Here is a 24,747-nt window from a genome sequence, read left to right on the forward strand (position 1 = left end):
CCGGCAGTTAGCCACGCCTCATGGCGGCCCCGATGAGTAGGCTCAGTGCGCAGGTTCCGACTAGGAACTGAAGGCGTGGGCGCCAATGCTTGAAGGCACGTTCGCCTAGAGGTTTACGCGACGACGCGACGCGCGATTGAATCGAGCGCGTCGCAAGCACATAAAAGAAGGCCACAACGAGAACGATGGTGGCGTAGCTTTGCAACGGGGACAGGAGCGGTCTCCCGAGAAACACCATGAGGAAAACTATGTGGCAAAGGAACAGGACCGCTTGCCCGAGTAGGGCGGTTCGCAATGAGATGTCTGCGGAGTTCACGTTATCTGCAGTCTGGAATGTGAGGCGGCGCCTAGCTTGTCAGGCGACGTCTTCTCGTTAGTTGCAGTTGACGGGTCATGATGCCAGCGACGCTGGCCTTCGCCCCGCCGCCCCAACCCTTGAGTCCCCACGTTTTCCCTCGTAGTTCCACCCCTACAAAAACTCGCCGCCCCCCACGATTCCGCGACGGCGTGTGGATTCCTAGAGTCGCTCCCATCCTGAGGAGCACTCGATGACCCACGATCCCTACGACGCCGACCGCCCCCTGCTGATGCGTTGCGCCTGTGGCCAGCACGCCAGCGCTGCGGACCACGCCGCCGCCGAGCTGCGCACCCGCAGCGAATCAGCCGACTTCGAGGCCGAATCCGCGAACTTCGTCGAAGCCACGCTCGTGAAGGCGCTGTTCCCGCAGGACGCGCTGCGCCGCCGCTTCCTGAGGGCCGTCGGGCGCAACACCGCGATGGCCGCCATCGGCAGCGTGTTGCCGCTGGCCAGCCTACAGGCGATGGCGCAGGGCACGACCGGCCCGCTGGAGAAGAAGGACCTGAAGATCGGCTTCATCCCCATCACCTGCGCCACGCCGTTGATCATGGCGCACCCGCTGGGCTTCTATGCCAAGCAGGGGCTGAACGTGGAGGTCGTGAAGACGGCGGGCTGGGCGTTGATCCGCGACAAGATGATCAACAAGGAGTACGACGCCACGCACTTCCTGTCGCCGATGCCGCTGGCCATCAGCCTGGGCCTGGGCGCGCCGGCCACGGCGATGAATGTGGCGACCATCCAGAACACCAACGGCCAGGCCATCACGCTGAGCGTGAAGCACAAGGACAAGCGCGACCCGGCGACATGGAAGGGCTTCAAGTTCGCCGTGCCCTTCGAGTATTCGATGCACAACTTCCTGCTGCGCTACTACGTGGCGGAAGCGGGGCTGGACCCGGACCGCGACATCCAGATCCGCGTGGTGCCGCCGCCCGAGATGGTGGCCAACCTGCGCGCCGGCAACATCGACGGCTTCCTCGGCCCTGACCCGTTCAACCAGCGCGCGGTGTACGAGGAGGTGGGCTTCATCCACGTACTGACAAAGGAACTCTGGAACGGCCACCCCTGCTGCGCCTTCGGCACCAGCAGCGAGTTCATCCAGAAGAACCCCAACACCTTCATCGCGCTCTACCGCGCGGTGCTGATGGCTGCGGCGATGGCGCGTGAAGCCAAGAACCGCGAGCTGATCGCCAAGGTCATCTCCCCGCAGGCCTACCTGAACCAGCCGGAGACGGTGATTGCCCAGGTGCTGACGGGCAAGTTCGCCGACGGCCTGGGCAACGTCAAGGTCGTGCCCGACCGCGCTGACTTCGACCCCATGCCCTGGCAGGGCATGGCCGTGTGGATGCTGACGCAGATGAAGCGCTGGGGCTATCTGAAGGGCGACGTGAACTACAAGCAGATCGCCGAGAAGGTGTTCCTGCTGACGGATGCGCGCAAGCAGATGAAGGCGCTGGGCCAGGCCGCGCCCGAGGACAAGGCGGGCGGGTATCCGAAGTTCAAGGTCATGGGCAAGGAGTTCGACCCCGCCAAGCCCGACGCCTATCTGTCCAGCTTCGCGATCAAACGGGCTTGAACTCCCAAATCAAAGGCAACCACAGAGGCACAGAGACACAGAGAAAACTCTGCGGCTGTTGTTCCTCTGTGCCTCTGTGCCTCCGTGGTTGCATTTCTGAATTCCTATTTCCATGCAGAAATCCCTGAACTTCCGCGCCGGCCTGCTGTCCCTGCTGCTGCTGGGCTGCCTGCTCGGCCTGTGGCATCTCGCCACGCTCGGCGGCATGCAGGCTGCGGCGCCGGCGGCGATGACGCCCGAGCAGATCGAGTACGCCAAGCTGATGGGCAAGCCGGTGGACGCGACGCCGGTGGCCGCGAAGAGTGGCTTTCCGACGCTGGCGGTCATGGGCCGCACGGTGGTGCACCACCTGTCCGAGCCCTTCTACGACCGCGGCCCCAACGACAAGGGCATCGGCCTGCAACTGGCCTATTCGCTGGGCCGCGTGGGTGTGGGCTATCTGCTGGCAGCGCTGGTCGCCATTCCGCTGGGCTTCGTCATCGGCATGAGCCCGTTGGTCTACAAGGCGCTCGACCCGTTCATCCAGGTGCTCAAGCCCATCTCGCCGCTGGCGTGGATGCCGCTGGCGCTCTACACGATCAAGGACTCGGCCGCGAGCGGCATCTTCGTCATCTTCATCTGCAGCCTGTGGCCCATGCTGATCAACACGGCTTTCGGCGTGGCCGGCGTGCGGCGCGAGTGGCTGAACGTGGCGCGCACTTTAGAAGTTAGCCCGCTGCGCCGCGCCTTCGAGGTCATCCTGCCGGCCGCAGCGCCCACCATCCTGACGGGCATGCGCATCAGCATGGGCATCGCCTGGCTGGTCATCGTCGCCGCCGAGATGCTGGTGGGCGGTACGGGCATCGGCTACTTCGTCTGGAACGAGTGGAACAACCTCAGCCTGCCCAACGTCATCTTCGCCATCCTCGTCATCGGCCTCGTGGGCATGGCGCTGGACCTGCTGTTTGCCCGCGCCCAGAAGGCGATCACCTATGTCGACTGAACTCGTGCAAGTGCAAGGCCTCGCCAAGCGCTATGGCGACGCGACCGTCTTCGATAACGTCAACTTCACGCTGACCGAGGGCGAGTTCGTCTGCATCATCGGCCACAGCGGCTGCGGCAAAACGACCATCCTCAACGTGCTGGCCGGGCTGGAGCAAGCAAGCGAGGGCCACGTCTTCATGGCCAAGCGCGAGGTGAATGCGCCGGGGCTGGAGCGCGGTGTCGTCTTCCAGGGCCATGCGCTGATGCCCTGGCTCACCGTGCGCCAGAACATCGCCTTCGCGGTGCGCAGCAAGTGGCCGGGCTGGAAGCGCGCCGAGGTCGATGCACAGGTCGAGAAGTACGTCTCTCTCGTCGGCCTGACACCGGCGCTGGACAAGAAGCCCAGCCAGCTCTCCGGCGGCATGAAGCAGCGCGTCGGCATTGCCCGCGCCTTCGCCATCGAGCCGCGCATGCTGCTGCTGGACGAGCCCTTCGGCGCGCTGGACGCGCTGACGCGCGGCACCATCCAGGACGAGCTGCTGAAGATCTGCGCCGCCACGCGCCAGACCGTCTTCATGATCACGCACGACGTGGACGAAGCCATCCTGCTGGCCGACCGCATCCTGCTGATGGCCAACGGCCCGCAGGCGCGCGTGGCGGAGATCGTCGTCAACACGATGAGTCGCGACCGCCAGCGCGCCTCGCTGCACCACGACCCGCAGTTTTATCGCATCCGCAACCACCTCGTCGACTTCCTCGTCGAGCGCAGCGCCACGCTGTCGCACGGCCGCGCGCCGGAGCACCCGCCCGAGGTGCGTCCCGGCCTGTCGCAGACCGCCGAAGTCATCCCTCTCGATACCAACCCCGCCATTCACAGGAGCACCGCATGAGCCGCCTCGAAGTCACCGAAAAGATCATCGCCACCAAGGTTGCCAAAGGCATCAAGTGGGCCGACGTCGCCGCCGACATCGGCCTCAGCAAGGAATGGGTCACCGCCGGCTGCCTGGGCCAGATGACCTTCAACGACGAGCAGGCCACCAAGCTGGCCAAGCACTTCGACCTGACCGAGGCCGAGGCGCAGTGGCTCAAGGTCGTGCCCTACAAAGGCAGCCTGCCGACCAGCGTGCCGACCGACCCGCTGATCTACCGCTTCTACGAGCTGATCAGCGTCTACGGCACCACCTTCAAGGAGCTGATCCATGAAGAGTTCGGCGACGGCATCATGAGCGCCATCGACTTCAAGATGGACCTTCAGCGCGAGCCGAATGCGGCCGGCGACCGCGTCAGCATCGTCATGAGCGGCAAGTTCCTGCCCTACAAGACGTATTGAAATCATGAAGCCCCCACGCTCGTTTCACTCGCTGCCCCCAGAGGGGGCGCATCAGCGCCTTCGGGCGGCCGGGCGCCGCTGATGAAGCCGCCGCTGCCCCCGTTCACGCACGAGAGTGCGGTGCAGAAGGTTCGCATGGCCGAGGACGCGTGGAACAGCCGCGACCCGGACCGTGTGGTCGGCGTCTACACGGACGACACGGTCTGGCGCAATCGCGCCGAGTTCCCCGTCGGCCGCGAGCAGGTGCATGCGCTGCTGACGCGCAAGTGGGCGCGCGAACTGGATTACCGGTTGATCAAGGAGTTATGGGCGTTTGGCGGAAATCGCATCGCGGTGCGCTTCGCCTACGAATGGCATGACGACTCCGGCCACTGGTTCCGCAGCTACGGCAACGAGAACTGGGAGTTCACCGACGAGGGGCTGATGCGGCGGCGCTTTGCCAGCATCAACGACTTGCCGATTGCGGAGTCGGCGCGCCTGTTCTTCTGGCCGTTGGGTCGGCGGCCGGATGAGCATCCGAGCTTGAGCGAGTTGGGCCTGTAGGGCGGGTCATGACCCGCCGCTTGGCAGAGCAGCACCACACCACCAAACGGCGGGTCGCGAGGTAGAGCGGCACCACACCCCCAAAACGGCGGGTCGCGACCCGCCCTACGCCCGCACGGCCAGCATCACCGCGTAAGCCTTGAACACGGCCGTCGCCTGCTGGCCCACGGCAAGCGCCAGCCCGTCGACCGCATCGTTGGTCACGCTGGCCGTCACGACCGTGCCGCCCGGCAAGGTCAAGCCCACCAGCGACGACACCGCACCCCGCTCCACGCGCGACACCGTGCCGGCCAGCTGGTTGCGCGCAGACAGCCTGTAGCCGCCGAAGTCCGTCACCAGCACGACCTCGCTGGACTTCACGAGCGCCAGCGCTTCCTGGCCCTTCTTGACCTTGAGTTCCTGCGCGGCCTCGGTCGTCAGCGAGGTAGTGACCTGTTGGCCGCCGTCCAGCGCAACACGCACCGTCGTCGTCGATGGCCCAGCGGTCACGGCGGCGATGCGGCCGAAGAACTGGTTGCGCGCGGTGGTCTTCATGCTCATCCTTTTCAGCAGCGCGTCGAGCGCCGGTTGCGTGGCCAGCCAGGCGGCCTGTTCATGCAGGAAGGCGGCGTGGCGCGTCTGCAGCTCGCGCCAGGCGACGAGCAAGGCCTGACCCTCGGCCGTCAGCGTCGTGCCGCCGCCGCCGGTGCCGCCGGCGGACTTGGCTAGCAGTGGCGCATGCGTCAGCGCAGTCGCTGCGTCCAGCACCAGCCAGGCGCCCTTGTAGCTGTAGCCGGCGGCCTTGGCGGCCTTTTGCAGCGAGCCGGTCAGGGCCAGCGCCGCGAGCAGGTCGAAGAAGCGCCAGTCCAGCCGGCCGGCCAGGCGTAGATCGCCTTGCAGCAGCGGGTGGTCGGTCGTGCTCATAGCAATCGGGCGCGCAGGTCGGCGTCGTCGGCGCGCAGACGCTGGCTGACCTGGCCGCCTTCGACCAGCACGACCTCGTCCGCCAGCGCCAGCACGTCGTCGGCATCGTGGCTGACCATGACGGCCGGGATGCCCCGCTGTGCCAGCACGCGCTGCAGCTCGGCGCGCAGTTCGCGCTTCAGCGCGCTGTGCAGCGCGGCGAAGGGCTCGTCCAGCAACAGCACCTGCGGGTTGCAGGCCAGCGCTCTCGCCAGCGCCACGCGCTGCTGCTGGCCGCCGGAGAGCGTGGCGGGCTTGCTGCGAGCCATGGCGGTCAGGCCGAAGGACTCGATCAGCTCGTCCACGCGCGCTGCGTCCTCGGCCTTCAAGCGACGGCGCCAGCTCGTCAGGCCAAAGGCGATGTTGTCCCGCACGCTGAGGTGGGGGAAGAGGGCGTAGTGCTGGAACAGATAGCCCACGCCGCGCGCCTCGGTGGCCAAGTTGATGCCGTCGGCGGTGTCCAGCAGCGCGCGGCCGTTCAGCTTCACATGGCCCGTGCGCACCGGCAGCAGCCCGGCCATGGCCTGCAGCGTCAGCGACTTGCCGGCGCCCGACGGGCCGTAGAGGGCGACGAAGGGCGCGTTGGTGGCGAAGGCGACGTCCAGGTCGAAGCGACGGCGGGTGTCGCTGACGGAGAGTTGTAGTGAGACGTCGATCAAGGCTTCTCGAAACCGTACCTGGCGAGGATGGCCTGCGCCTCGCTGCCGCCGAGGAAGGCCACGAAGCTGCACGCCAACGCCGCATGCCTGCTGTCCGCCACCACGGCCGCCGGGTAGGTGATGGGCGCATGCCCGCCCACCGTCATCGCGATGACGACCTTGCCTTTGGCTAACTCCGCATCCGTGCGGTAGACAAAGCCGGCCTCGACCTCGCCGCGCGACACGTAGTCCAGCACCTGGCGCACGTTGTCGGCAAACACCAGCTTCGGGCTCAGCGGCGCCCAGAGCCGGGCGTTCTCCAGCGCCTGCTGCGTGTAGCGGCCCGCCGGCACGGAGGCCGCCTTGCCGATGGCGATGCGTTTCACGGCCGGGAGGGTCAGGTCACGCACGCTCCTGACGGTGCCGCCGGGCGGCGTGACCAGCACGAGGCCATTGGCCGCAAAGTCGCGCCGCGTGTCGGTGGCGATGAGCTTCTGCGCCACCCCCCGATCCATCGTCTCCTGGTCGGCGCTGGCGAACACGTCCACCGGCGCGCCATGGGCGATCTGCTGCAGCAGCACGCCCGAGGCGGCGAAGTTGAAGCGCACCGTGGCGCCGGGCTTGCTGGCCTCGAAGCGCGGGGCTATCTCCTTGAAGGCATCGGTCAGGCTGGCGGCGGCCGAGACGGTCAGCTGCTGCGCCGAGGCCAGCAAGGGCAGGGCGGCGAGCAGGAGCAGCAGGCGGCTCATGGCGCGGCCCGTTGCAGGAAGCGATTGGACAACACGAGGATGGCGACCGACACCGCCGACACGACCAGCGCTAGCATCAGCGCCAGGTCGTCACGCCCGGCCTGCACCGCGTCGTAGATGGCCATGGACGCCGTCTGCGTCTGCCCGGGAATCGACCCGGCCACCATCAGCGAGGCGCCGAACTCGCCCATGGCGCGCGCAAACGCCAGCAGCGTGCCGGCCAGGATGCCGGGCCAAGCCAGCGGCAGCGTCACGCGCACGAAGGTGCTCCAGCGCGACTGGCGTAGCGTGCGCGCGGCGGCTTCCAGGTTGCGGTCCACCTGCGCGAAGGCGCTGCTCGCGCCCTTGAGCACCAGCGGCAGCGCGACGAGCGTGGAGGCGATGACGGCGCCATGCCAGTTGAAGATGACCGTGTAGTCCAAGTGCTCGCGCAGCCAGCCGCCCAGGGCGCTGCGCCGGCCCATCAGCACCAGGATGCCGTAGCCCAGCACCGTGGGCGGCAGCACCAGCGGCAGCATGCAGATGGCCTCCAGCAGCCCGCGCCCCGGCAGCCGCGTGCGGGCGAACACCCAGCCAAGCGCCACGCCGAACAGCAGGGCCAGCACCGTCGCCACGCCGGCCACGCGCAAGGTCAGCGTGAGCGGCGCGGCGTCGAACTGGGTCCAGAGATCGGCGGGCATGGAGGCGTAATGTAATCAACTACATCGCGATGGGCCGACGCCGGCGTGGGCAAACGCGGCCGACTATCCTCACGGCCAAACCGCGATGGACCTGATCACCGACCTCTTCTCCCGCCACGGCCTCATCGCCGTGGCCATTGCCGTGCTGCTGCATCAGCTCGGCGCGCCGCTGCCGTCCACACCGCTGCTGTTGCTGCTGGGCGCGGAATCGGTCTCGCGCGACGGCTTTGCGCTGCAGGCCTTTGCCGCCATCACCGGGGCCGCGATGGTGGCCAATTTGCTGTGGTTCTGGGCCGGCCGGCGCCTGGGGCGGCGCGTGCTGGCGGCGCTGTGCCGCGTCTCCATCTCGCCGGACAGCTGCGTGCGCCAGAACGAGATCAGCTTCGCCCGCCGGGGCGCGCTGACGTTGCTGATCGCCAAGTTCGTGCCGGGGCTGTCCATGCTTGCGCCGCCGCTGGCAGGCGCCCTGGGCATGACGGCGGGACGCTTCCTGACCTGGAACCTGCTCGGCTCGGCGCTGTGGGCCGCTGCGGGGCTGGCGGCCGGCCGGGTCTTCCATGCGCAGATCGATGCGCTGCTGCGCGAGCTGGCCCGGCTGGGCAGCGCGGCCATCGCGCTGGGCGTGGCCGTCGTGGCGGCCTATCTGGCCTGGCGGCTGTGGCGGCGTGCCGTCGTGCGGCGTGAGCTGAACGGCTTCGAGCGCCTGGAACCGGCCGACGTGGCGGCCTTGCAGCAGCAGGGCTGCCAGATCGTCTTCGTCGACGTGCGCGGCGGGCCGCCGGCCAGCCGCATCCCCGGCGCGCGGCACCTGGACCTTGGCGCCTTGGGCGACGCGGCGCTGGCCGGCTGGCCGGTGGAGGCCGAGTTCATCACCTACTGCGCCTGCCCCAACGATGTCTCGGCCGCGCGCGCCGCGCAGTGGCTGAAGGCGCGGGGCCATCAGGCGCGCGTGCTGCGTGGCGGCATCGACGCGTGGCAGCAGGCCGGCCTGGCGCTCGAAGCGGTGTGAGGCGCTGTCCGACAGCCGCGCAGCGCCGCTGCCGATGCCGAGAGGCGCTGCGGGAAGCGAGAGTCTCTTCAAGGCTCTGAATGGCTCGGGGCCGTCTCAAGGAGCCCCCATGAACACCACCCGCACCCTCTCCCGCGTTTCCCTGATCGCCCTGGCGCTCGCCGGCGCGCTGACCGCCTGCAGCAAGCAGGAAGACGACCGCACCGCCGGCCAGAAGCTGGACGGCGCCATCGCCGACGCCAAGCAGGCGGGCGCCGAGGCCCAGGCCGACGCCAGCCGCACCGCCGACAACGCCGAGGCCAAGATGAAGGAGGCGGCGCAGGCCACCTCCGACGCCGTGACCGATGCGGCCATCGTCACCAAGATCAACGCCTCGCTGGCCGTGGACGACCAGCTCAAGGCCATCAAGATCGACGTCGACGCCAAGGGCGGCCACGTGACGCTGACCGGCACCGCGCCCACCGCCGATGCGCAGGCCCGTGCCGCGACGCTGGCCCAGGCGGTGGACGGCGTCCGCTCGGTCGACAACAAGCTCGTGGTCGCCCGCAACAGCTGAACCGAAGTAGCCACCAAGCCGCGCCTGAACGCGGATTGGTCAAGGAGACCCCATGAGATTCTTCGCCAAAGAACGCGAACCCCGTTCGCTGATCGCGCCTGACGGCAGCCTGCGCGTCGCCGAAACCAGACCCGGCGCCCGCGTGGTGACGCCCGGACCGCAGCGGCGCACCGGCGTCTTGGCCTGGCTGCTGGCGCTCGGCGTTGGCGCTGCCATCGCGGTGGTGGCCATCGTGACGATGCAGGACTCGCGCAGCCTCGGCACGCAGGTCGACGACGCTGTGGCCCGCGTGAAGAACATGGGCGACCAGGCCGGCCAGACGGTCGCCGATTCACAAAGCGCCGCAGCTGAAGCCTCGCGCACGGCGCTGGACGGCGTCGCCACGGCCATCGACGACACCGGCATCAGCGCCAAGGTCAAGGCCGCGCTGGCGGTGGACCCGGCCTTGAGCGCGTCGCGCATCGAGGTGCAGACGGCAAACGGCGTCGTGCGCCTGGAAGGCCCGGCGCCCGATGAGGCCGCCAAGGCCCGTGCCACCATGCTGGCCGCCGCGCCCGACGGCGTGCGCAGCGTCGACAACCGCCTGGTGCTGCCGCAGCCGGGCAACGTGGTGGCGGCCGTGCCGCGCTGAACGCGACTCGCGGCCGCGCCCGCTCAGGCGAGTGCGGGTAGCTTGAAGCGCGCCACCTCGGCGGCCAGGTCTTGCGCCTGGTCGCGCAGGGCGGACGCCGCTGCGGCGGTCTGCTCGACCATCGCGGCGTTCTGCTGCGTGGCGCGGTCCAGCTCCTGCACGGCGCTGCCGACCTGGCCGATGCCCTGGCTCTGCTCGTTGGAGCCGGTGGCGATCTGCGCCAGCAGCGCGTTGATGTGATCGGCGCTGGTGACGATGTCGCTGATCGTCGAGCCGGCCTCGCGGACGATCTCCGTGCCGTTCTCGACCTTCTCGACGCTGGTCGAGATCAGCCCCTTGATCTCCCGGGCAGCGCCCGCCGAGCGCTGCGCCAGCGCCCGCACCTCGGAGGCAACCACCGCGAAGCCGCGCCCCTGCTCGCCCGCGCGGGCCGCCTCGACGGCGGCGTTCAGCGCCAGGATGTTGGTCTGGAAGGCAATGCTGTCGATGACGCCGATGATGTCGCTGATCTTGCGCGACGAGGCCTGGATGTCCTCCATCGTCGCCACCATGGACTGGATGACCTCGCCGCCACGGCCGGCCACGGTGGCATTGCGCGAGGCGATGCGCGTGGCCTCCTGCGTGTGGTCGGAGGTCTGGCGCACCGTCGCGCTGATCTGCTCCATCGCCGCTGCCGACTGCTCCAGGTTGGCCGCCGTCTGCTCGGTGCGCGCCGACAAGTCGTTGGAGCCGTCGGCGATCTCGGTGCTGGCGTCGACGATGCCGTCCGCCGACGTGCGCACCTTCTGCACCATGCGGCGCAGGCTTTGCTGCATGTGGGACAGCATCAGCATCAGCTGCGCCGCCTCGTCGCGGCCCCAGGGCTGGGGCGATGTCGTCAGGTCGCCGTCGGTCATCGCCGCCAGGTGGCGGCTGACTTCCTTCAGCCCGCCGTTCATGACCAGGTAGAAGGCGTAGAACAGATAGACGGCCACGAGCAGGCAGACGGCGATGGTCGCGAGGACGAGGTTGCGGGCATCGGCCGTGGCGTCGATGCGGGCCTGGATGAGTTCGCCCAGCATCTGGTTGGCCTGTGTGCCCAGCTTGCGCAAGCTGTCCACGGCGGCCTGGCCGGGCTGCGACAGCGCCTGGACGTCGGGGCGGAATTCATCGGCGAACCAGGACTTGGCCGACGCATCGAAGAAGGCCCTTGCCGCCGCGACCGCCTGTTCTGGCTTCAGGCGCTCCAGCACCGCGGGGTTGGCCTCGGCGGCCCTGCCCGCGGCCAGCGTGATCGCCGCGACGCGCTCGTTGCCCAAGTGCCAGATGCCGTACAGCTCGCGCTGCTGTGCGGGGCTGCTGGACCCGCGCCGCGCGGCGGCACCCGCCAGCGCGCGGCTGCGCGAGTTCGATTCGATGACATCGGAGACGATGTCGGTGGACAAGGCCATCAGGTAGTAGGTGTCCTGGTCGGGGTCCAGCGTCAGGTTGGAGCGGTCCAGCACCACGGTGCGGAACTGGCGCAGCGAATCGACGTAGGCCTGCATGGGCGCCTCCAGCTCATCGGCGCCGTCACTTGCGGACAAGGCCTTGAGCGCCTTCTGCCGGTTCTCGATGGGTGCCAGGTCGGCGCGCAGGTCCATGCCGTCGGGCAGGGTGTCCACCAGGCGGTGCAACTCCTGCTGCAGGCGCTCGATCGCATCCCAGTCGACGTTCGGCGCGTCGCCGGACAACACCAGGCGCCGCTGCCGCTGCGCTTCGATCAGCCAGGGCTCCAGCTTGGCGATCACGCTCACGCCGGCCAGTTCATGGCGACCGAAGTCGATGGTGGCCTGGCTGGTGCGGATGTAGGCCGCCGTCAACACGATCAGCGGCACCAGGAAGGCCAGCGAGATCAGCCCCGCCTTGGCGGCGAACTGCAGCTTGCGGAACAGGCGCACGCCGATGGCCCAGGGGCCGTGATGGACGAAGAAGCCGCTGTTTGCCGGCACCGGCCTGGGTTGGGCGGCGCGTCGGTCGAAAGTCTGCATGGGTTGATCCTGAAGCCCGGTCACATGCAAACGATCGTAAGTGATACAAACGACATTTGTGATTTTGCGTGGGACCGAACGTGCGAAAGTTCGCGCAGGTGGCGGCGATGCGCCCGCAGCGCCGCACTCATCGGCGCGCGCCTACCCTGGTTTTGTCCCGCTCACATTGGAACAAGTCATGCGACTTGCCCGCCGGACTGCCGCGTTGTGGAGGGCGCGGTGGGGTCGTACCAGGGTGACGGTGCGCGGCAATCGAGCAGTTTTACCGCTTGCGGCGGGAAGTGGCACCGACGATGTAGACGATTAAATTGATATAAATGACACTTTGACTATCGCAAAAGACGGTAGCCGCAGCATGAAAAAGATCCTGATCGTCGACGACCACTCCGACATCCGCCGCCTGATCCGGATGAGCCTCGAGTTCGAGGACTACGACGTGCGCGAGGCCGCCACCGGCGAGACCGCGCTGTTGATGGCCCTGGAATGGCAACCCGACCTGGTGCTGCTGGACGTGATGATGCCGGGCCACATCGACGGGCTCGAGGTCTGCCGCTGCCTGCGGGCCGAGGCTGCCGGGCAGGCGCGTCCGCGCATCATCATGCTGAGCGCCCGTGGCCAGGCCTGCGACCGCGAGGCCGGCCTGCGCGCAGGCGCCGATGCCTACTTCGTCAAGCCGTTCAGCCCGTTGCAGTTGATCGACCGCATCGCCGACCTCTGGGCGGTGGTGTGAGGGCGGCGCCATGACGAACCTGGACGGAACGGCCTGCGCCGACCGCAGCTTCGACGACGCAGCGGCGGCGCAGATGGAGCGCATCGTCGTGGACCTGCGCCGCATGTACCGCGAGCGCAACGACGCGCTGCGCGAGGTCACGCGCGCCCATCACGAAGCCCTGCTGCGGCTGGCGCTGGCGGCCGAGTACCGCGACGACGACACCGGCGTGCACATGGCGCGCATCGGTTACCTGGCCGAGGCGCTGGCGCTGGCGCTGGGGCAGCCCCGGGCATTCGCCCAGATGCTGCGCCGGGCCGCGCCCATGCACGATGTCGGCAAGGTCGGCATCCCGGACGCCATCCTGAAGAAGCCCGGGAGATACACCCCCGAGGACCGCCTGGTGATGAACGAGCACCCCAAGATGGGCGCGGACATCCTGGGCCGTTCGCGCGTGCCGCTGTTCCAGCTGGCCGCCGAAGTCGCCTGGACACACCACGAGCGCTGGGACGGCAGCGGCTACCCCCGCAGCCTGTGTGGCGAGGCCATTCCGCTGTCGGGCCGCATCGTCGCGGTGGTGGACTTCTTCGACGCAGTGACCATGGATCGCTGCTACCGCAAGGCCTTCGCCGATGACCTCGCCCTGCAGATGCTGCGCGAGCAGCGCGGTCTGGCCTTCGACCCGCTGGTCGTCGACACCTTCGTGAACCACGCCGCCGCCATGGTGGCGCTGCGCGATCGCATCAATCACGAGCCGCCAAGCTTCGAAGCGCTGGCAGACCTGGAGTGAACGCCATGAACCTGTGCTTGCTATGGATCAGGGCCGCCGCGGTGGCCGCCGCGCTGGCGCTGGCGGCCACCGCGGCGCCGGCGCAGACGCTGGAGCGCCTGCGTGCCAGCGGCACGCTGCGGGTCTGCATCTGGCCCGACTACTACGGCGTGAGCTACCGCAACCCGCGGACGCAGCAGCTCGGCGGCATCGACGTCGACCTGTCGGCGGAGCTGGCCCGCGAATTGGGCCTGCGTCTTGTGTATGTCGAGACCTCGTTCCCGCAGCTGATCGCCGACCTGGACGCCGAGCGCTGCGATGTGGCGATGTTCGCCGTCGCCATGCTGCCCACCCGCAAGGAGAAGCTGGCATTCACGGAACCCTATCTGCGCAGCGATGTCTATGGCGTGGCGACGCGGGCCAACCGCACCGTGCGTCACTGGGGCGAGATCGACCAGGCCGGCGTCATGGTGGCGGTGCAGGCGGGCACCTTCATGGAACCCGTCATGCGCGACGCACTCAAGCACGCGAAGCTGGTCGTCATCAGCCCGCCCGCCACGCGCGAGCAGGAACTGGAGGCGGGCCGGGTGGACGTCTTCATGACCGACTACCCCTACAGCCGCCGCCTGCTGGACAACGCCGACTGGGCGCGGTTGATCGCGCCGCCCCGGCCCTTCCATGTGCTGCCCTATGGCTATGCGGTCAAGCAGGGCGACAGCCGATGGCTGGCGCGCCTGGACGAGTTCGTGGCCGCCATCAAACGCGATGGTCGGCTGCTGGCGGCCGCCAGGCGGCACGGCCTGGCGGACATCGTGGAGACGCGCTAGCCCATGCGGGAGCACACCGCGCCGCCGCCGCGCATGCTGGGCCGGGCCCGCCTGATGGCCCAGGCGCTGGCCGCACTGCTGTGCCTGGCCGTGCTGGCGGCGCTTGCAGCGCTGGCCGTGTTCGAGCGCCGCGAGGCGCTGGCCAACGCCCAGGAGCGCGCCGAGCTGATCGCGCGCACGCTGGAGGACCATGTCACCCGCACCGTCGGGTCCGCGTCGCTGATCCTGCAGACGCTGGGCGACGGCGTCGCGCAGCAGGCGGCCGTCGAGCCGCAGCGCCTGCAGACCCTGCTCGCCCAGCCGCTGCTGCGCAGCCTGCCCTTCCTGCGCAGCGCGGCGGTGCTGGACGAGGCGGGCCTGGTGCTCGCCAGTTCCATCGCCGCCGAGCAAGGCCTGCGCATCGACCTGCGCGAGTTCGGCAAGCTGCCGCGTGACGGCCAGGAGGCGCTGCTGCCGCTGCTCCCCGGGCGCAGTCTGGCGGCCCTCGCCACCGGCGCCCGCGACCCCCGTGCCGCCGGCGTCGGCATGCTGCCGCTGCTGCGCATGGTGCGCGGCCCCGGCGATCGGCGGCTGTTGCTGGTGGCGCTCATCAATCCCGGCGCGCTGGCCAACTTCCAGCAGGACGCGTTGCCGCAGCAGGGCGGCCTGGCGCTGCTGAGCAGCTGGGATGGCCGGTTGATCGCCGCCAGCGACCCGCTGGCGCTGGAGCCCGGCGCGCGCATCGCCGCGCATCCGGTGTTCGAGAGCCGACTGCGCGAACGTGAGCATGGCCGCTATGTCGGCGCCGGCCTGCTGCCCGGCACGCAGCTGGTGGCCTACCGCGCGTCGCGCTCGCACCCGCTGGTGGTGCTGGTGGAGTTGTCGCAGCAGGCCGTGCTGCAGACCTGGCGCAGCCGCCTGCGCTGGCTGGGCGCGATGGGCTTGCTGGCGCTGCTGGCGATTGCCGGCGGCCTGGCGGCGCTGCTGCGCGAGATGGCCGCGCGCGACCAGGTGCGCCATGCGCTCGACGGCGCGCACGAGCAGGTCGCGCAGCGCGAGCGCGAACTCAGCGTGCTGCTCAAGAGCGTGCAGGAGCTGATCTTCCGCACCGACGCGGCCGGCGCCATCACCTTCGTCAATGCCCGCTGGGCCGCCATCAGCAGCGAGCGCATGGAGCAGGCGAAGGGCCAGCACCTGGCCGACCTCGTCGTGCCCGCCGATCACGAGCGCACGCAGGCGCTGTTCCGCCTCGACGACCGTGCGGGCGTGCGCCAGGCCCAGGTCTGCGTGCCCGCGGCCGACGGCAGTGCGCGTCACTTCCTGGTCGCCGTCGTGCCGCTGCACGGGGACGGGCGCATCGTCGGCTTCGCCGGCAGCGCGATGGACGTGAGCGAACGCCTGGCGTCCGAGCAGCAGCTGCAGCACCAGTCGGCCTTCACCAGCCTGCTGCTGGAGATCAGCCCGCTGCCGGTGTCCATGTTCGACACCGAGGGCCGCTATGTGATGGTCAACCAGGCCTGGGAGGACTTCATGGGCTGCAGCCGGTCGCAGGTGGTGGGTACCCGCGTCGGCCGCTTGCTGTCGCATCAGGACGCGGACCTGCATGCTGCCTATGACGAGCAGCTGATGACGCGCGGCGGCCGGCTGCGCTACGAGACCCAGGTACTGCACAGCGACGGTTCGAGGCGGGACATGTTGATCACCAAGGTGCTGGTGCCCGGCGCGGGCGGCGCGCCGGCCGGCATCCTGTGCACGCTGATGGACGTCAGCGAGTTCCGCGACGCCGAGCGCGCCACGCGCGAGGCGCGCGATGCCGCCGAGGAGGCCTCCCGCTCCAAGTCGGAGTTCATCGCCAACATCAGCCACGAGCTGCGCACGCCGCTGCAGGCCATCCTGGGCTACTCGGAGCTGGGCGTTGCGCGCGGCCAGGCGGCGCCCCGGCTGGCGGGCATGTTCAACGACATCCACCACTCCGGCCAGCGCATGCTGGCCCTCGTCAACGACCTGCTCGACGTCTCCAAGATCGAGAGCGCCGTGGGCACCTTCCACCTCGAGCGCTGCGATGTGCGCACGCTGGTGCAGGCGGTGCTGCGCGAGCTCGACCCGCTGCTGGGCCAGCGCCGGCTGCAGCTCAGGCTGGGCCTGCCCGACGAACCCCTGGTCGGCAAGCTCGACCCGACGCGCATCCACCAGGCCATCCGCAACGTGGTGGCCAACGCGATCAAGTTCTCGCCCGAGGGCGGGGAGCTGCAGATCGACTGCGATGCCACGCCCCAGGGCGAACTGGCGATCAGCGTCGCCGACCAGGGCCCCGGCATCCCGCCCGCCGAGCTGGAGGCCGTCTTCGAGGCTTTCGTGCAGTCCAGCCAGACCAAGGACGGCTCGGGTGGCACGGGGCTGGGGCTGGCGATCTGCCGCAAGATCATCGACATCCACGGCGGCCGCATCGTCGCCGCCAACCGCCCCGGTGGCGGCGCGGTGTTCCGCATCCATCTGCCCATGAGCGTCGCTGGCGACTCCCAGCTCCAGACCAGCTACTGATGCCGGCCGGGCGGGCCGGTGATCGGTGCAAGAATCGCCCGACTCAATAACGCTTCAGCTGTGCCGCATGCACCAGCACATTGCCGTCGTCGACGACGAATCGGCCATCACCGAACTGCTCGCCCACTACTTCGCCGGACATGGCTTCCGTGTCACGCAGCTCCACTCGGGCCACGCCTTGATGCCGCTGATGGCGAGCGACCCGCCCGAGCTGGTGCTGCTCGACCTGGGCCTGCCCGGCGAGGACGGCTTTGCCATCGCCCGCCAGCTGCGCGAGCACTGGCGCTGCGGCCTGGTCATCATCACGGGGCGCGGCGATGCTGTCGACAAGGTGGTGGGCCTGGAGGTGGGCGCCGACGACTACGTCACCAAGCCCTTCGACTTGCGTGAGCTGGTGGCGCGCGTGAAGGCCGTGCTGCGGCGCATCGCGCCGGTCGCGCCCGTCGCCCCGGCGGCCGTCGAGCCGCCTTCGAGTGATCAGCGCCTGTGCTTCCTGGGCTGGCAGCTGGACCTGGCGGCCCGCCGCCTCGATGACCCGGCGGGCAGCGAAGTGCGGCTCACGACCGGCGAGTTCGAGCTGCTGGCCACGCTGGCCCAGCATGCGGGCCGCGTGCTGTCGCGCGACTTCCTGCTGGCGCACACGCGCGGCCGCGAGGCGGCGCCCTTCGACCGCACGATCGACGTGCAGGTCGGCCGGCTGCGCAAGAAGCTGGAGGCGGACGCCGAGAACCCGCAGATCATCAAGTCGGTGCGCGGTGCCGGCTACATCTTCATCCCGCCGGTCACGCCGGCCGGGCCGCTGCCTTGATGGCCCCGGCAACGCCAGCCGGCACGCCGCAGGCGGTGGACGACCTGACGGTCTACCGCTCGCTGTTCGCCGCCTACCCGGACGCGCTGCTGCTGGTCGACGGCGATGGCCGCATCGTGCTGGCCAACCCGGCGGCGACCGCGCTGCTGGGTTATGCCAGCGACGAGTTCCTGCGCCTGAGCGTGGACGAACTGGTGCCCGACAGCATCCGGCCACGCCACGCGTCCTACCGACAGGCCTATGCCGGCGCGCCGAAGGCGCGGCCCATGGGCACGCAGATGGAGCTGGTCGCCAAGCGCCGTGACGGCAGCGAGGTCATGGTGGAGATTGCGCTCAGCCCGCTGCAGAGCCACGGCCTGCCCTTCGTCGTGGCGGCCATCCGCGGCATCGGCGCCTACCCGCGCGTCAAGCAGGCGCTGCTGCGTGCCCGCTACAGCGAGCACCTCGCGCAGCTGGGCCGCATTGCCGTGGATGAGCGCGACCCGCAGCAGCTGCTGATGCAGGTGCCGGCCATTGCGGCGCAGGCACTGGAGGTCGATTTCGCCAGCGTGCTGCTGCTGGAGGCGCACCGGCTGGAGTTCAACGTCGTCGGCCGCTTCGGCGAGATGGCCGGCGAACCGGTGGGCGCGCGCATGGCCAACCGGGTCGACACGCCGGCCGGTTACGTGCTGTCCCTGGCCCGCCCGGTCAGCGTCGACGACCTCGGGCTGGAGACGCGCTTCCAGGTGCCCGCCATCTACCTGGACGCCGGCATCACCAGCCTGCTGGCCGTGCCGCTGACGGACCGGGGCCGCATGGTGGGCGTGCTGTGCGTGCAGTCGCGCAGCGCGCGGCAGTTCGGCCAGGACGAGACGCGCTTCCTGGAGTCCATGGCCAACCTGCTGGCCACCTGCCTGCAGCGCGCGCACAGCGAGGAGGCCCTCAACCACGCCCAGCGCCTGGAGAGCGTGGGTCAGCTGACGGGCGGCATCGCGCACGATTTCAACAACCTGCTGACCGTCATCCAGGGCAACCTGCAGGTGCTGGAGGAGCTGCCCGCGCTGGCCGGCGCGGAGGTTGGCCAGCAGCTCGTCAGCGCGGCCACGCGCGCGGCGCGGCGCGGTGCGGAGCTGACGGCCAAGCTGCTGGCGTTCTCGCGGCGCCAGGTCTTGCAGCCGACGGCCGTCGACGTGGGCGTGATGCTGCACTCGCTGGCCGACATGCTGCGCCGCACGCTGGACCAGCGCATCGCCATCAGCGTCGAGCTCGCCGATGACTGCCCCGCCGTGCTGGCGGACCCGGGCCAGTTGGAGGCGGCGCTGCTCAACATCGCCATCAACGCCCGCGACGCCATGCCCGACGGCGGCGCGCTGCGCTTCACGGCCGGCCTGGCCGGCGCGCTGCCGGCGCCGGTGCGGCGCGAGATCGACGACGTGAGCGCGCAGGACGAGCGCTTCGTGCGCATCGCCATCGCCGACACCGGCTCGGGCATGCCCGAGGAAGTCAAGGAGCGCGCCTTCGAGCCCTTCTTCACCACCAAGCAGGTCGGCCGCGGCACCGGGCTGGGCCTGAGCACGGTCTACGGCTTTGCCAAGCAGTCGCGTGGCGCGGTGGCCATCGCGTCGGCGCCGGATGCGGGCACGACGATCTCGCTGTACCTGCCGCGCCCCTGGACCGAGCAGATCCGCGACGCCGAACCGGGCCGCGATGTCGACAGCATTCCGCAGGGCCTGAAGGTGTTGCTGGTGGAGGACGATGCCGAGGTGCGCGCCGTGGCGCGGCAGTTTCTCGACACGCTGGGCTGCCAGGTCACCACCAGCCCCACGGCCGAGCAGGCCTTGCTGCTGCTGACGCCCGACGCGCCCTTCGATCTGCTGTTGACCGACATCGCGCTGGGCGCCGGCATGCGCGGCACCGAGCTGGCGCGGCTGGCGCAGGCCCGCCTGCCCAGGCTGGCCATCCTGCTGATGTCGGGCTTTTCGGCCGAGCTGCTGGACGCCGACCGCGATTCACCGCCGGGCTGGGAGCTGCTGCCCAAGCCCTACCGCCGTGGCGAGCTGGCGCAGGCGATCGCTCGGGTGCTGAACAACTAACGCCAAGTCTACGCGGCGCGCCGCCGCGCCGCCTGCCGCAGTCCCACGGCATCGGGCTGTCGGCTCGTGGCCGGCTGCCGCTCCAGCTTGAACACGCGCAGCGCGGCCGTCACTTCCTCGGACTGCGCCAGCATCTGCTGCGCCGAGCCGGCCAGCTGCTCCACCAGGCCGGCGTTCTGCTGCGTGAAGCCGTCCATGTGCTGGATGACTTCGTGCATCTGCGAGATGCCGAGCAGCTGCTCCTGCGCGCCGCGGTCGAGGTCGCCGATCATGGTGGCGAAGCTCTCCACCGACTTCAGCGTCGTGTCGATGCTGGACCGCGCGCTGTCCGACTGGCGCTCGGCCGCCTGCACCTGCTCGGTGGACGCATTGATCAGCTGCTTGATCTCGCGGGCCGCTGCGGAGCTGCGTTGAGCCAGCGCGCGCACCTCGCCGGCCACCACCGCGAAGCCGCGGCCATGCTCGCCGGCGCGGGCCGACTCCACGGCCGCGTTGAGCGCCAGGATGTTGGTCTGGAAGGCGATGCTGTCGATGACCTGGATGATGTCGGCGATCTTCTCCGACGAGCGCTTGATGCCGCCCATGGTCTCGGTGACCGAGTGCACGACGGCTGCGCTGCGCCGCGACACCTCGCTCAGCTCCGTGGCCACGCCGCTAGCCTTGTGCGTGGTGTCGCTGCTCTGGCGCACGGTGGCCGTGATCTGCTCCATGCTGGCCGCCGCCTCCTCCAGGCTGGCGGCCTGCGATTCGGTGCGCTGGGCCAGGTCCTGGTTGCCCTCGGCGATCTCCCGGCTGACGCGGTTCATCTGCTCCAGCTCGGCCCGCGTGTCCGACACCAGCGCGCGCATGTTGACCGCCAGCTGCGCCAGCGCCTGCTCGAGCGGCCGGCTCTGCGCGCTGCCGCTGGGGGCCAGGTCACGGGCCAGGTCGCCGGCGGCCAACTGGTTGGCATAGCGCTCCACGTGGGCCTGCCCCTGGCGCAGCCGCTGCTGCGCCCAGGCGGCCGCCGCACCGGCGGCCAGTACGACGGCGGCTGCGCCCAGCCAGAGGTTCTGCCCGGCCAGGCCCAGCCCCAGGGCACCCACGAGCGCATAGCCCGGCGCATGGCGCAGCCAGGGCAGGGCGGCCGGCAGGTCGGCCAGCCGGCCCAGCCAGTTGCGGCGCTGCAGCTGGCCGGCGTTCAGCACATGGACCAGCCGGCCCGAGGCCAGTTCGTCGCGCATGCGGGCATAGAGCGCCTCAGCGGCCTCGATCTGCTGCCGGGTGGCCCGCGAGCGCACCGACAGGTAGCCGATCGGCCGGCCGTCTTCCACCAGCGGCGTCACGTTGGCGCGCACCCAGTAGTGGTCGCCGTCCTTGCGGCGGTTCTTCACCAGCGCCGACCAGGGCTGGCCGGCGGCGATGGTGGCCCACATGTCGCGGAAGGCCTCGGCCGGCATGTCGGGGTGGCGGATCATGTTGTGCGGCTGGCCCAGCAGCTCGTCGCGCGTGTAGCCGCTGACCTCCACGAAGGCGGCGTTGCAATGCAGGATGCGGCCCTTCAGGTCGGTGGTCGAGACGAGGTTGCGGTCTGTCGGAAGCACGTACTCGCGCTGGCTGACGGGTTGGTTGTTACGCATGGGAATCTCCTCGGCGCGGCAGTGCGCGGCCTTCGTGTTGTGGGGGCTCGCCTTGGGCGGCCAGGCTCTGTTGCAGCGTCTCGGCGGGCGCCGGCCGGCCGAAGTGATAACCCTGCATCTCGTCGCAACCCCGCTCGCGCAGGTAGTCGCTCTGCTGCGCTGTTTCCACGCCCTCGGCGACGACGCGCAGGTTCAGGCGGTGGGCCAGCGCGATCACCGCGTCCACCAGCGCACCGCCGTCGGGCTGCTCGCCGATGCGGCGGGTGAAGGACTGGTCGATCTTCAGCGAGTCGATGGGGAACTGTTGCAGGTAGGCCAGGCTGGAGTAGCCGGTGCCGAAGTCGTCCAGCGACAGCTTCACGCCCAGCGCCTTGATGCGCTTGAGCATGGCGATGGCGGCGCCGGGCTCGACGATCAGCATGCCCTCGGTGATCTCGATCTCCAGCCACTGCGGGTCAATGCGGTGGCGTTGCAGCGCCCGGGCCACGACCTGGTCCAGGTCGCCGGCGGCGAACTGCCGGGCCGCGACGTTGACGGCCACGCGAACGATGGGCAGGCCGTCGTCCATCCAGGCGCGCAGCTGGCGGCAGGCCGCGTCGATGACCCAGGCGCCGATGTCCAGGATCAGGCTGCTGCGCTCGGCCAGCGGGATGAACTGGCCCGGCGCCACCAGGCCGCTGCCGCTGCGCTGCCAGCGCAGCAGGGCCTCCGCCCCGGTGATGGTGCCGCTGCTCCCGTCCACCTGCGGCTGGTAGTGCAGCAGCAGCTCGTCGCGCTCGATGGCGCGGCTCAGCGCGGACTCCAGGTCGAGCTTGGTGCGGGCCTCGGCCGTCATGTCCTGCGTGTAGAAGCAGAACTGGTTGCGGCCCTGTTCCTTGGCCCGGTACATCGCCGTGTCGGCGTCGCGCAGCAACTCGACCGCGCTCGGTGAGCCCTCTTCCGGGAACATGCTGATGCCGATGCTCGCCGTCAGGTAGGCATCCTGGCCGCAGGACAGCGGGATGGGCGGCGAGACGGTGGCGAGCAGGTCGCGCGCCAGCTTGGCCACGCTGCTGCTGTCGTTGCCCGTCTCGACGATGACGAGGAACTCGTCGCCGCCCAGGCGGCCGAGGAAGTCTTCCTGGCGCAGGCGGGCCTGCAGGCGCCGGGCCACGCAGACCAGCAGCTCGTCCCCGGCGGGGTGGCCCAGGCTGTCGTTGACGGTCTTGAAGCCGTCCAGGTCGATGACCAGCAGCGCCGCCCGACTCTCGCGGCGCTGCGAGCGGTCCAGCGCCTCTTCCAGCCGGCGCTGCAGGCGCGCCCGGTTGGGCAGGTGGGTCAGCGGGTCGTGGTGGGTCAGCCACTCGGCCTGGGCTTCGCTGTGCTTGATGCGACTGATGTCGGTGAACACACCGACGTAGTGGGTGACGGTGGCGTTGTCGTCACGCACCGCGCTGATGGTCAGCCACTCGGGGTAGGTTTCGCCGCTCTTGCGGCGGTTCCAGATCTCGCCCTGCCAGTGGCCGCTGGTGTTGATGGCGGCCCACATCTGCGCATAGAACTGGGCGTCGTGCCGGCCCGAGCGCAGCAGCTGCATCGTCGAGCCAACGGCCTGCTGCGCCTCGTAGCCGGTGATGGTGGTGAAGGAGCGGTTGACCGAGAGGATGCGGCCCAGTGCGTCCGTGATGATGACGCCGTCGCGGACATCCTCGAAGGCCGTGGCCCACTGGCGCATGCGCTGTTGCAGGTCCAGCCGCTCGGTGACATCGGTGCAGACGCCGTAGATGCCCAGGGTCTGCCCGTCATCGTCGAGCCGGCCCTTGGTGCACGCGTAGATGCGCTCGCCGTCAGCCGTGGTCAGCCGTGCCTCGAAGCTGACCGGCTTGTCCGAGCGCAGCACCGCCGCATCGTCCGCTGCGAAATGACACACCTGCGCGGCCGCCACGGCCGTGGCCGCGTCGAAGCCGATCAACTGCTCCGGGCTGCGGCCCAGCACGCGACACAGCTCGCGGTTCACGAACAGAAATCGCCCTTGCCGGTCCTTGGCGAAGATCGCGTCCGTCGAGCAGTTGGCGATCGCCTGGGCGATCTTCCATGCGCGCTCGTTCTCCTGGCGGGCTGCAGCCGCCCGCGACAGCTCACGCAGTTCACGGCGCTGCTGCGCTGCATGGAGGGCGCCGGCGGCGCACAGCAGCACCAGGATGTCGACCAGGGCCAGCGCCAGCGCGCCCGGCCAGGTCATGCCCCGCAACTGGGCCTGCGGTGCCTGGACGGCGACGAACCAGGCCGATCCGCCGATGGGTGCCGCGATGGCCCGCACCGGGCTGTCGCCACGGCGCAGGCCGGCCACGAGCGAACCCGCGAGTGAAGGCCGCTCGGACAGCGAGGCCAACGAGGGCTCGGACGGGTCGGCGGGCCAGGTGCGCAGCGTCTCAGCGCCGTCAAGGCCGACCGCCAGGATGCTGGTCGTGCGCGGCTGGAAGATCAGCGTCTCGGTCATCTCGCCGTCTGGCCGGGCCAGCAGGCGGGGTGGCAGCTGGCGTCGAGGCGCCGTGCGCAGGAGTAGGACCACGGCGTCGTGTCCCTCGCTGATTAGGGGCACGAACAGATCCAACGCCAGCGCGCCCGACGCGTCGCCGTCCTCTGCCCGCAAGTCGGTGCTCGTCACCTCGCGGCGGCTCACTGCAGCCTGCACGGCACGCGCCATCACCGCGTCGGCGGCGAGCGGCTGCGTGCCGGCCGCCAGCAGCAGCCCGGCGCGCTCGTCTCGCAGTTGCACGTCCGCGTAATGCCCGGTGGCCAGAAGCATCTGCAGCAGGCTGCGCATCTGCGTCGTTGCGGCTTCATCGGGGCTGCGCTGCCAGCGCCCCACGCTGTCGCGCAGCAAGGGGTCCGCCGCGAGTGCGCGCGCCTCGGCGCCACGCCGTTCCATCCAGCCCTGCACGACGCCGGCCTTCAACTCGGCCTCCTGGCGCAACTGTCCCACCCGCTGTTCATGGGCCTTGTGCGCCGACGCGGCGTAGCCCACCAGGCTCACGAGCACGACTGCGGCCGACAACAGCGCGAACACCCAGAACAGCGGGCTCTGCGAGGCTTCGGGCGAAGGCGGCGCATCGTTGGCGCCGTCTGCCACCGGGGCATTGCGGCGGGTGGCGACGACGTAGAGCAGGCAGCTCGTTGCCAGCACGAAGGCGATGCCCTTGCCCTGGCCCACCGCCGACAGGATCGCCGCGTCGGGCGCGACGCGCTGCAGCAGCTGGTCCGAGAAGACGATCCACGCCAAGCCGAAACCGCCGTAGCCCAGGGCCAGTGCGGACGGCGCTCGACGCTGGATCTGTTGCCTGAGGCTGGCGCTGTAGCCCTTGATGTGGGCTGCAGTCGGGGGGGCGGCCTTGCCAGGACCGCTGTTCGAGTTCTTCATGTGTTATCTCCCTGCGGCGGTGCTGCGTTGGCGCGCTAGTGC

The 24,747-nt window shown here is 69.8% G+C and carries 21 protein-coding genes; 14 read left to right on the forward strand and 7 right to left on the reverse strand.

Going from position 1 to position 24,747, the window contains the following annotated elements; translation table 11 throughout:
* Positions 1-548: 548 nt before the first annotated feature.
* The 5 genes from ACG00Y_RS26105 to ACG00Y_RS26125 all read left to right on the forward strand — a co-directional run bounded on the left by ACG00Y_RS26105 (position 549) and on the right by ACG00Y_RS26125 (position 4,767).
* Complete coding sequence (locus ACG00Y_RS26105) at positions 549-1,931, forward strand: CmpA/NrtA family ABC transporter substrate-binding protein (protein ID WP_394484090.1); 1,383 nt, start codon at positions 549-551, stop codon at positions 1,929-1,931.
* 112 nt (positions 1,932-2,043) lie between these two features.
* Complete coding sequence (gene ntrB, locus ACG00Y_RS26110) at positions 2,044-2,913, forward strand: nitrate ABC transporter permease (RefSeq protein ID WP_394484092.1); 870 nt, start codon at positions 2,044-2,046, stop codon at positions 2,911-2,913.
* Positions 2,903-3,784, forward strand: coding sequence for an ABC transporter ATP-binding protein (locus tag ACG00Y_RS26115; protein WP_394484094.1), 882 nt, complete (start codon positions 2,903-2,905; stop codon positions 3,782-3,784). Before ntrB ends, ACG00Y_RS26115 begins: the two co-directional genes overlap by 11 nt.
* Complete coding sequence (gene cynS / locus ACG00Y_RS26120; RefSeq protein WP_394484096.1) at positions 3,781-4,224, forward strand: cyanase; 444 nt, start codon at positions 3,781-3,783, stop codon at positions 4,222-4,224. Before ACG00Y_RS26115 ends, cynS begins: the two co-directional genes overlap by 4 nt.
* A gap of 81 nt (positions 4,225-4,305) precedes the next feature.
* Positions 4,306-4,767: a nuclear transport factor 2 family protein gene (locus ACG00Y_RS26125; RefSeq protein WP_394484098.1), complete on the forward strand. Its 462-nt coding sequence runs from the start codon at positions 4,306-4,308 to the stop codon at positions 4,765-4,767.
* 105 nt (positions 4,768-4,872) lie between these two features.
* On the opposite strand, the gene ACG00Y_RS26130 is transcribed toward ACG00Y_RS26125, so the two are convergent.
* Genes ACG00Y_RS26130 through modB form a run of 4 tightly spaced genes read right to left on the reverse strand, consistent with a single transcriptional unit; the run spans position 4,873 to position 7,776 of the window.
* The gene (locus ACG00Y_RS26130; RefSeq protein WP_394484100.1) at positions 4,873-5,670 is read right to left on the reverse strand and encodes a TOBE domain-containing protein; all 798 of its coding nucleotides are present in this window, start codon (positions 5,668-5,670) and stop codon (positions 4,873-4,875) included.
* Positions 5,667-6,368: a sulfate/molybdate ABC transporter ATP-binding protein gene (locus ACG00Y_RS26135; protein ID WP_394484102.1), complete on the reverse strand. Its 702-nt coding sequence runs from the start codon at positions 6,366-6,368 to the stop codon at positions 5,667-5,669. The genes ACG00Y_RS26130 and ACG00Y_RS26135 overlap by 4 nt, the downstream gene beginning before the upstream one ends.
* Entirely contained in the window at positions 6,365-7,096 is a 732-nt protein-coding gene (modA, locus tag ACG00Y_RS26140) for a molybdate ABC transporter substrate-binding protein (protein WP_394484104.1), read from the reverse strand. Before modA ends, ACG00Y_RS26135 begins: the two co-directional genes overlap by 4 nt.
* Positions 7,093-7,776 carry a molybdate ABC transporter permease subunit gene (modB, locus tag ACG00Y_RS26145; protein WP_394484107.1) on the reverse strand — a complete coding sequence of 228 codons (684 nt, stop codon included), beginning with the start codon at positions 7,774-7,776 and terminating at the stop codon, positions 7,093-7,095. The genes modA and modB overlap by 4 nt, the downstream gene beginning before the upstream one ends.
* Before the next feature lie 85 nt (positions 7,777-7,861).
* Between modB and ACG00Y_RS26150 the strand changes: the two genes are divergently transcribed.
* The 3 genes from ACG00Y_RS26150 (at position 7,862) to ACG00Y_RS26160 (ending at position 9,972) form a co-directional block, all read left to right on the forward strand.
* Positions 7,862-8,785 carry a VTT domain-containing protein gene (locus tag ACG00Y_RS26150; RefSeq protein WP_394484109.1) on the forward strand — a complete coding sequence of 308 codons (924 nt, stop codon included), beginning with the start codon at positions 7,862-7,864 and terminating at the stop codon, positions 8,783-8,785.
* A gap of 109 nt (positions 8,786-8,894) precedes the next feature.
* Positions 8,895-9,341: a BON domain-containing protein gene (locus tag ACG00Y_RS26155; protein ID WP_394484114.1), complete on the forward strand. Its 447-nt coding sequence runs from the start codon at positions 8,895-8,897 to the stop codon at positions 9,339-9,341.
* A gap of 52 nt (positions 9,342-9,393) precedes the next feature.
* Positions 9,394-9,972, forward strand: coding sequence for a BON domain-containing protein (locus ACG00Y_RS26160; RefSeq protein WP_394484116.1), 579 nt, complete (start codon positions 9,394-9,396; stop codon positions 9,970-9,972).
* A gap of 23 nt (positions 9,973-9,995) precedes the next feature.
* Here the strand turns inward: ACG00Y_RS26160 and ACG00Y_RS26165 are convergent, their stop codons facing one another.
* The gene (locus tag ACG00Y_RS26165) at positions 9,996-11,981 is read right to left on the reverse strand and encodes a methyl-accepting chemotaxis protein (protein ID WP_394484118.1); all 1,986 of its coding nucleotides are present in this window, start codon (positions 11,979-11,981) and stop codon (positions 9,996-9,998) included.
* Between the two features lie 355 nt (positions 11,982-12,336).
* Between ACG00Y_RS26165 and ACG00Y_RS26170 the strand changes: the two genes are divergently transcribed.
* The 6 genes from ACG00Y_RS26170 to ACG00Y_RS26195 all read left to right on the forward strand — a co-directional run bounded on the left by ACG00Y_RS26170 (position 12,337) and on the right by ACG00Y_RS26195 (position 19,686).
* Positions 12,337-12,711 (forward strand): response regulator transcription factor, encoded by a 375-nt coding sequence (locus ACG00Y_RS26170; RefSeq protein WP_394484120.1) that lies wholly within the window; start codon positions 12,337-12,339, stop codon positions 12,709-12,711.
* 10 nt (positions 12,712-12,721) lie between these two features.
* The gene (locus ACG00Y_RS26175) at positions 12,722-13,480 is read left to right on the forward strand and encodes an HD-GYP domain-containing protein (protein WP_394484122.1); all 759 of its coding nucleotides are present in this window, start codon (positions 12,722-12,724) and stop codon (positions 13,478-13,480) included.
* A gap of 5 nt (positions 13,481-13,485) precedes the next feature.
* Positions 13,486-14,286, forward strand: a complete 801-nt coding sequence (locus ACG00Y_RS26180) for an ABC transporter substrate-binding protein (RefSeq protein ID WP_394484124.1) — start codon at positions 13,486-13,488, stop codon at positions 14,284-14,286.
* 3 nt (positions 14,287-14,289) lie between these two features.
* Positions 14,290-16,806 carry a sensor histidine kinase gene (locus tag ACG00Y_RS26185; RefSeq protein WP_394484126.1) on the forward strand — a complete coding sequence of 839 codons (2,517 nt, stop codon included), beginning with the start codon at positions 14,290-14,292 and terminating at the stop codon, positions 16,804-16,806.
* A gap of 67 nt (positions 16,807-16,873) precedes the next feature.
* Positions 16,874-17,614 (forward strand): winged helix-turn-helix domain-containing protein, encoded by a 741-nt coding sequence (locus ACG00Y_RS26190; RefSeq protein ID WP_394484128.1) that lies wholly within the window; start codon positions 16,874-16,876, stop codon positions 17,612-17,614.
* Positions 17,614-19,686 carry a GAF domain-containing protein gene (locus ACG00Y_RS26195; protein ID WP_394484130.1) on the forward strand — a complete coding sequence of 691 codons (2,073 nt, stop codon included), beginning with the start codon at positions 17,614-17,616 and terminating at the stop codon, positions 19,684-19,686. The genes ACG00Y_RS26190 and ACG00Y_RS26195 overlap by 1 nt, the downstream gene beginning before the upstream one ends.
* 8 nt (positions 19,687-19,694) lie before the next feature.
* On the opposite strand, the gene ACG00Y_RS26200 is transcribed toward ACG00Y_RS26195, so the two are convergent.
* Both ACG00Y_RS26200 and ACG00Y_RS26205 read right to left on the reverse strand, forming a co-directional pair.
* Positions 19,695-21,305 (reverse strand): methyl-accepting chemotaxis protein, encoded by a 1,611-nt coding sequence (locus tag ACG00Y_RS26200; RefSeq protein WP_394484132.1) that lies wholly within the window; start codon positions 21,303-21,305, stop codon positions 19,695-19,697.
* Positions 21,298-24,705 (reverse strand): EAL domain-containing protein, encoded by a 3,408-nt coding sequence (locus tag ACG00Y_RS26205; protein ID WP_394484134.1) that lies wholly within the window; start codon positions 24,703-24,705, stop codon positions 21,298-21,300. Before ACG00Y_RS26205 ends, ACG00Y_RS26200 begins: the two co-directional genes overlap by 8 nt.
* Between the last annotated feature and the right edge of the window lie 42 nt (positions 24,706-24,747).

This window comes from Pelomonas parva (assembly GCF_043555835.1).
Lineage (GTDB): Bacteria > Pseudomonadota > Gammaproteobacteria > Burkholderiales > Burkholderiaceae_C > Pelomonas > Pelomonas parva.

Coding starts and splice junctions, on each gene's coding strand:
- ACG00Y_RS26105 (WP_394484090.1), top strand. CDS start 549: ATGACCCACGATCCCTACGACGCCGACCGCCCCCTGCTGATGCGTTGC.
- ntrB (WP_394484092.1), top strand. CDS start 2,044: ATGCAGAAATCCCTGAACTTCCGCGCCGGCCTGCTGTCCCTGCTGCTG.
- ACG00Y_RS26115 (WP_394484094.1), top strand. CDS start 2,903: ATGTCGACTGAACTCGTGCAAGTGCAAGGCCTCGCCAAGCGCTATGGC.
- cynS (WP_394484096.1), top strand. CDS start 3,781: ATGAGCCGCCTCGAAGTCACCGAAAAGATCATCGCCACCAAGGTTGCC.
- ACG00Y_RS26125 (WP_394484098.1), top strand. CDS start 4,306: ATGAAGCCGCCGCTGCCCCCGTTCACGCACGAGAGTGCGGTGCAGAAG.
- ACG00Y_RS26130 (WP_394484100.1), bottom strand. CDS start 5,670: ATGAGCACGACCGACCACCCGCTGCTGCAAGGCGATCTACGCCTGGCC.
- modA (WP_394484104.1), bottom strand. CDS start 7,096: ATGAGCCGCCTGCTGCTCCTGCTCGCCGCCCTGCCCTTGCTGGCCTCG.
- modB (WP_394484107.1), bottom strand. CDS start 7,776: ATGCCCGCCGATCTCTGGACCCAGTTCGACGCCGCGCCGCTCACGCTG.
- ACG00Y_RS26150 (WP_394484109.1), top strand. CDS start 7,862: ATGGACCTGATCACCGACCTCTTCTCCCGCCACGGCCTCATCGCCGTG.
- ACG00Y_RS26155 (WP_394484114.1), top strand. CDS start 8,895: ATGAACACCACCCGCACCCTCTCCCGCGTTTCCCTGATCGCCCTGGCG.
- ACG00Y_RS26160 (WP_394484116.1), top strand. CDS start 9,394: ATGAGATTCTTCGCCAAAGAACGCGAACCCCGTTCGCTGATCGCGCCT.
- ACG00Y_RS26165 (WP_394484118.1), bottom strand. CDS start 11,981: ATGCAGACTTTCGACCGACGCGCCGCCCAACCCAGGCCGGTGCCGGCA.
- ACG00Y_RS26170 (WP_394484120.1), top strand. CDS start 12,337: ATGAAAAAGATCCTGATCGTCGACGACCACTCCGACATCCGCCGCCTG.
- ACG00Y_RS26175 (WP_394484122.1), top strand. CDS start 12,722: ATGACGAACCTGGACGGAACGGCCTGCGCCGACCGCAGCTTCGACGAC.
- ACG00Y_RS26180 (WP_394484124.1), top strand. CDS start 13,486: ATGAACCTGTGCTTGCTATGGATCAGGGCCGCCGCGGTGGCCGCCGCG.
- ACG00Y_RS26185 (WP_394484126.1), top strand. CDS start 14,290: ATGCGGGAGCACACCGCGCCGCCGCCGCGCATGCTGGGCCGGGCCCGC.
- ACG00Y_RS26190 (WP_394484128.1), top strand. CDS start 16,874: ATGCACCAGCACATTGCCGTCGTCGACGACGAATCGGCCATCACCGAA.
- ACG00Y_RS26195 (WP_394484130.1), top strand. CDS start 17,614: ATGGCCCCGGCAACGCCAGCCGGCACGCCGCAGGCGGTGGACGACCTG.
- ACG00Y_RS26200 (WP_394484132.1), bottom strand. CDS start 21,305: ATGCGTAACAACCAACCCGTCAGCCAGCGCGAGTACGTGCTTCCGACA.
- ACG00Y_RS26205 (WP_394484134.1), bottom strand. CDS start 24,705: ATGAAGAACTCGAACAGCGGTCCTGGCAAGGCCGCCCCCCCGACTGCA.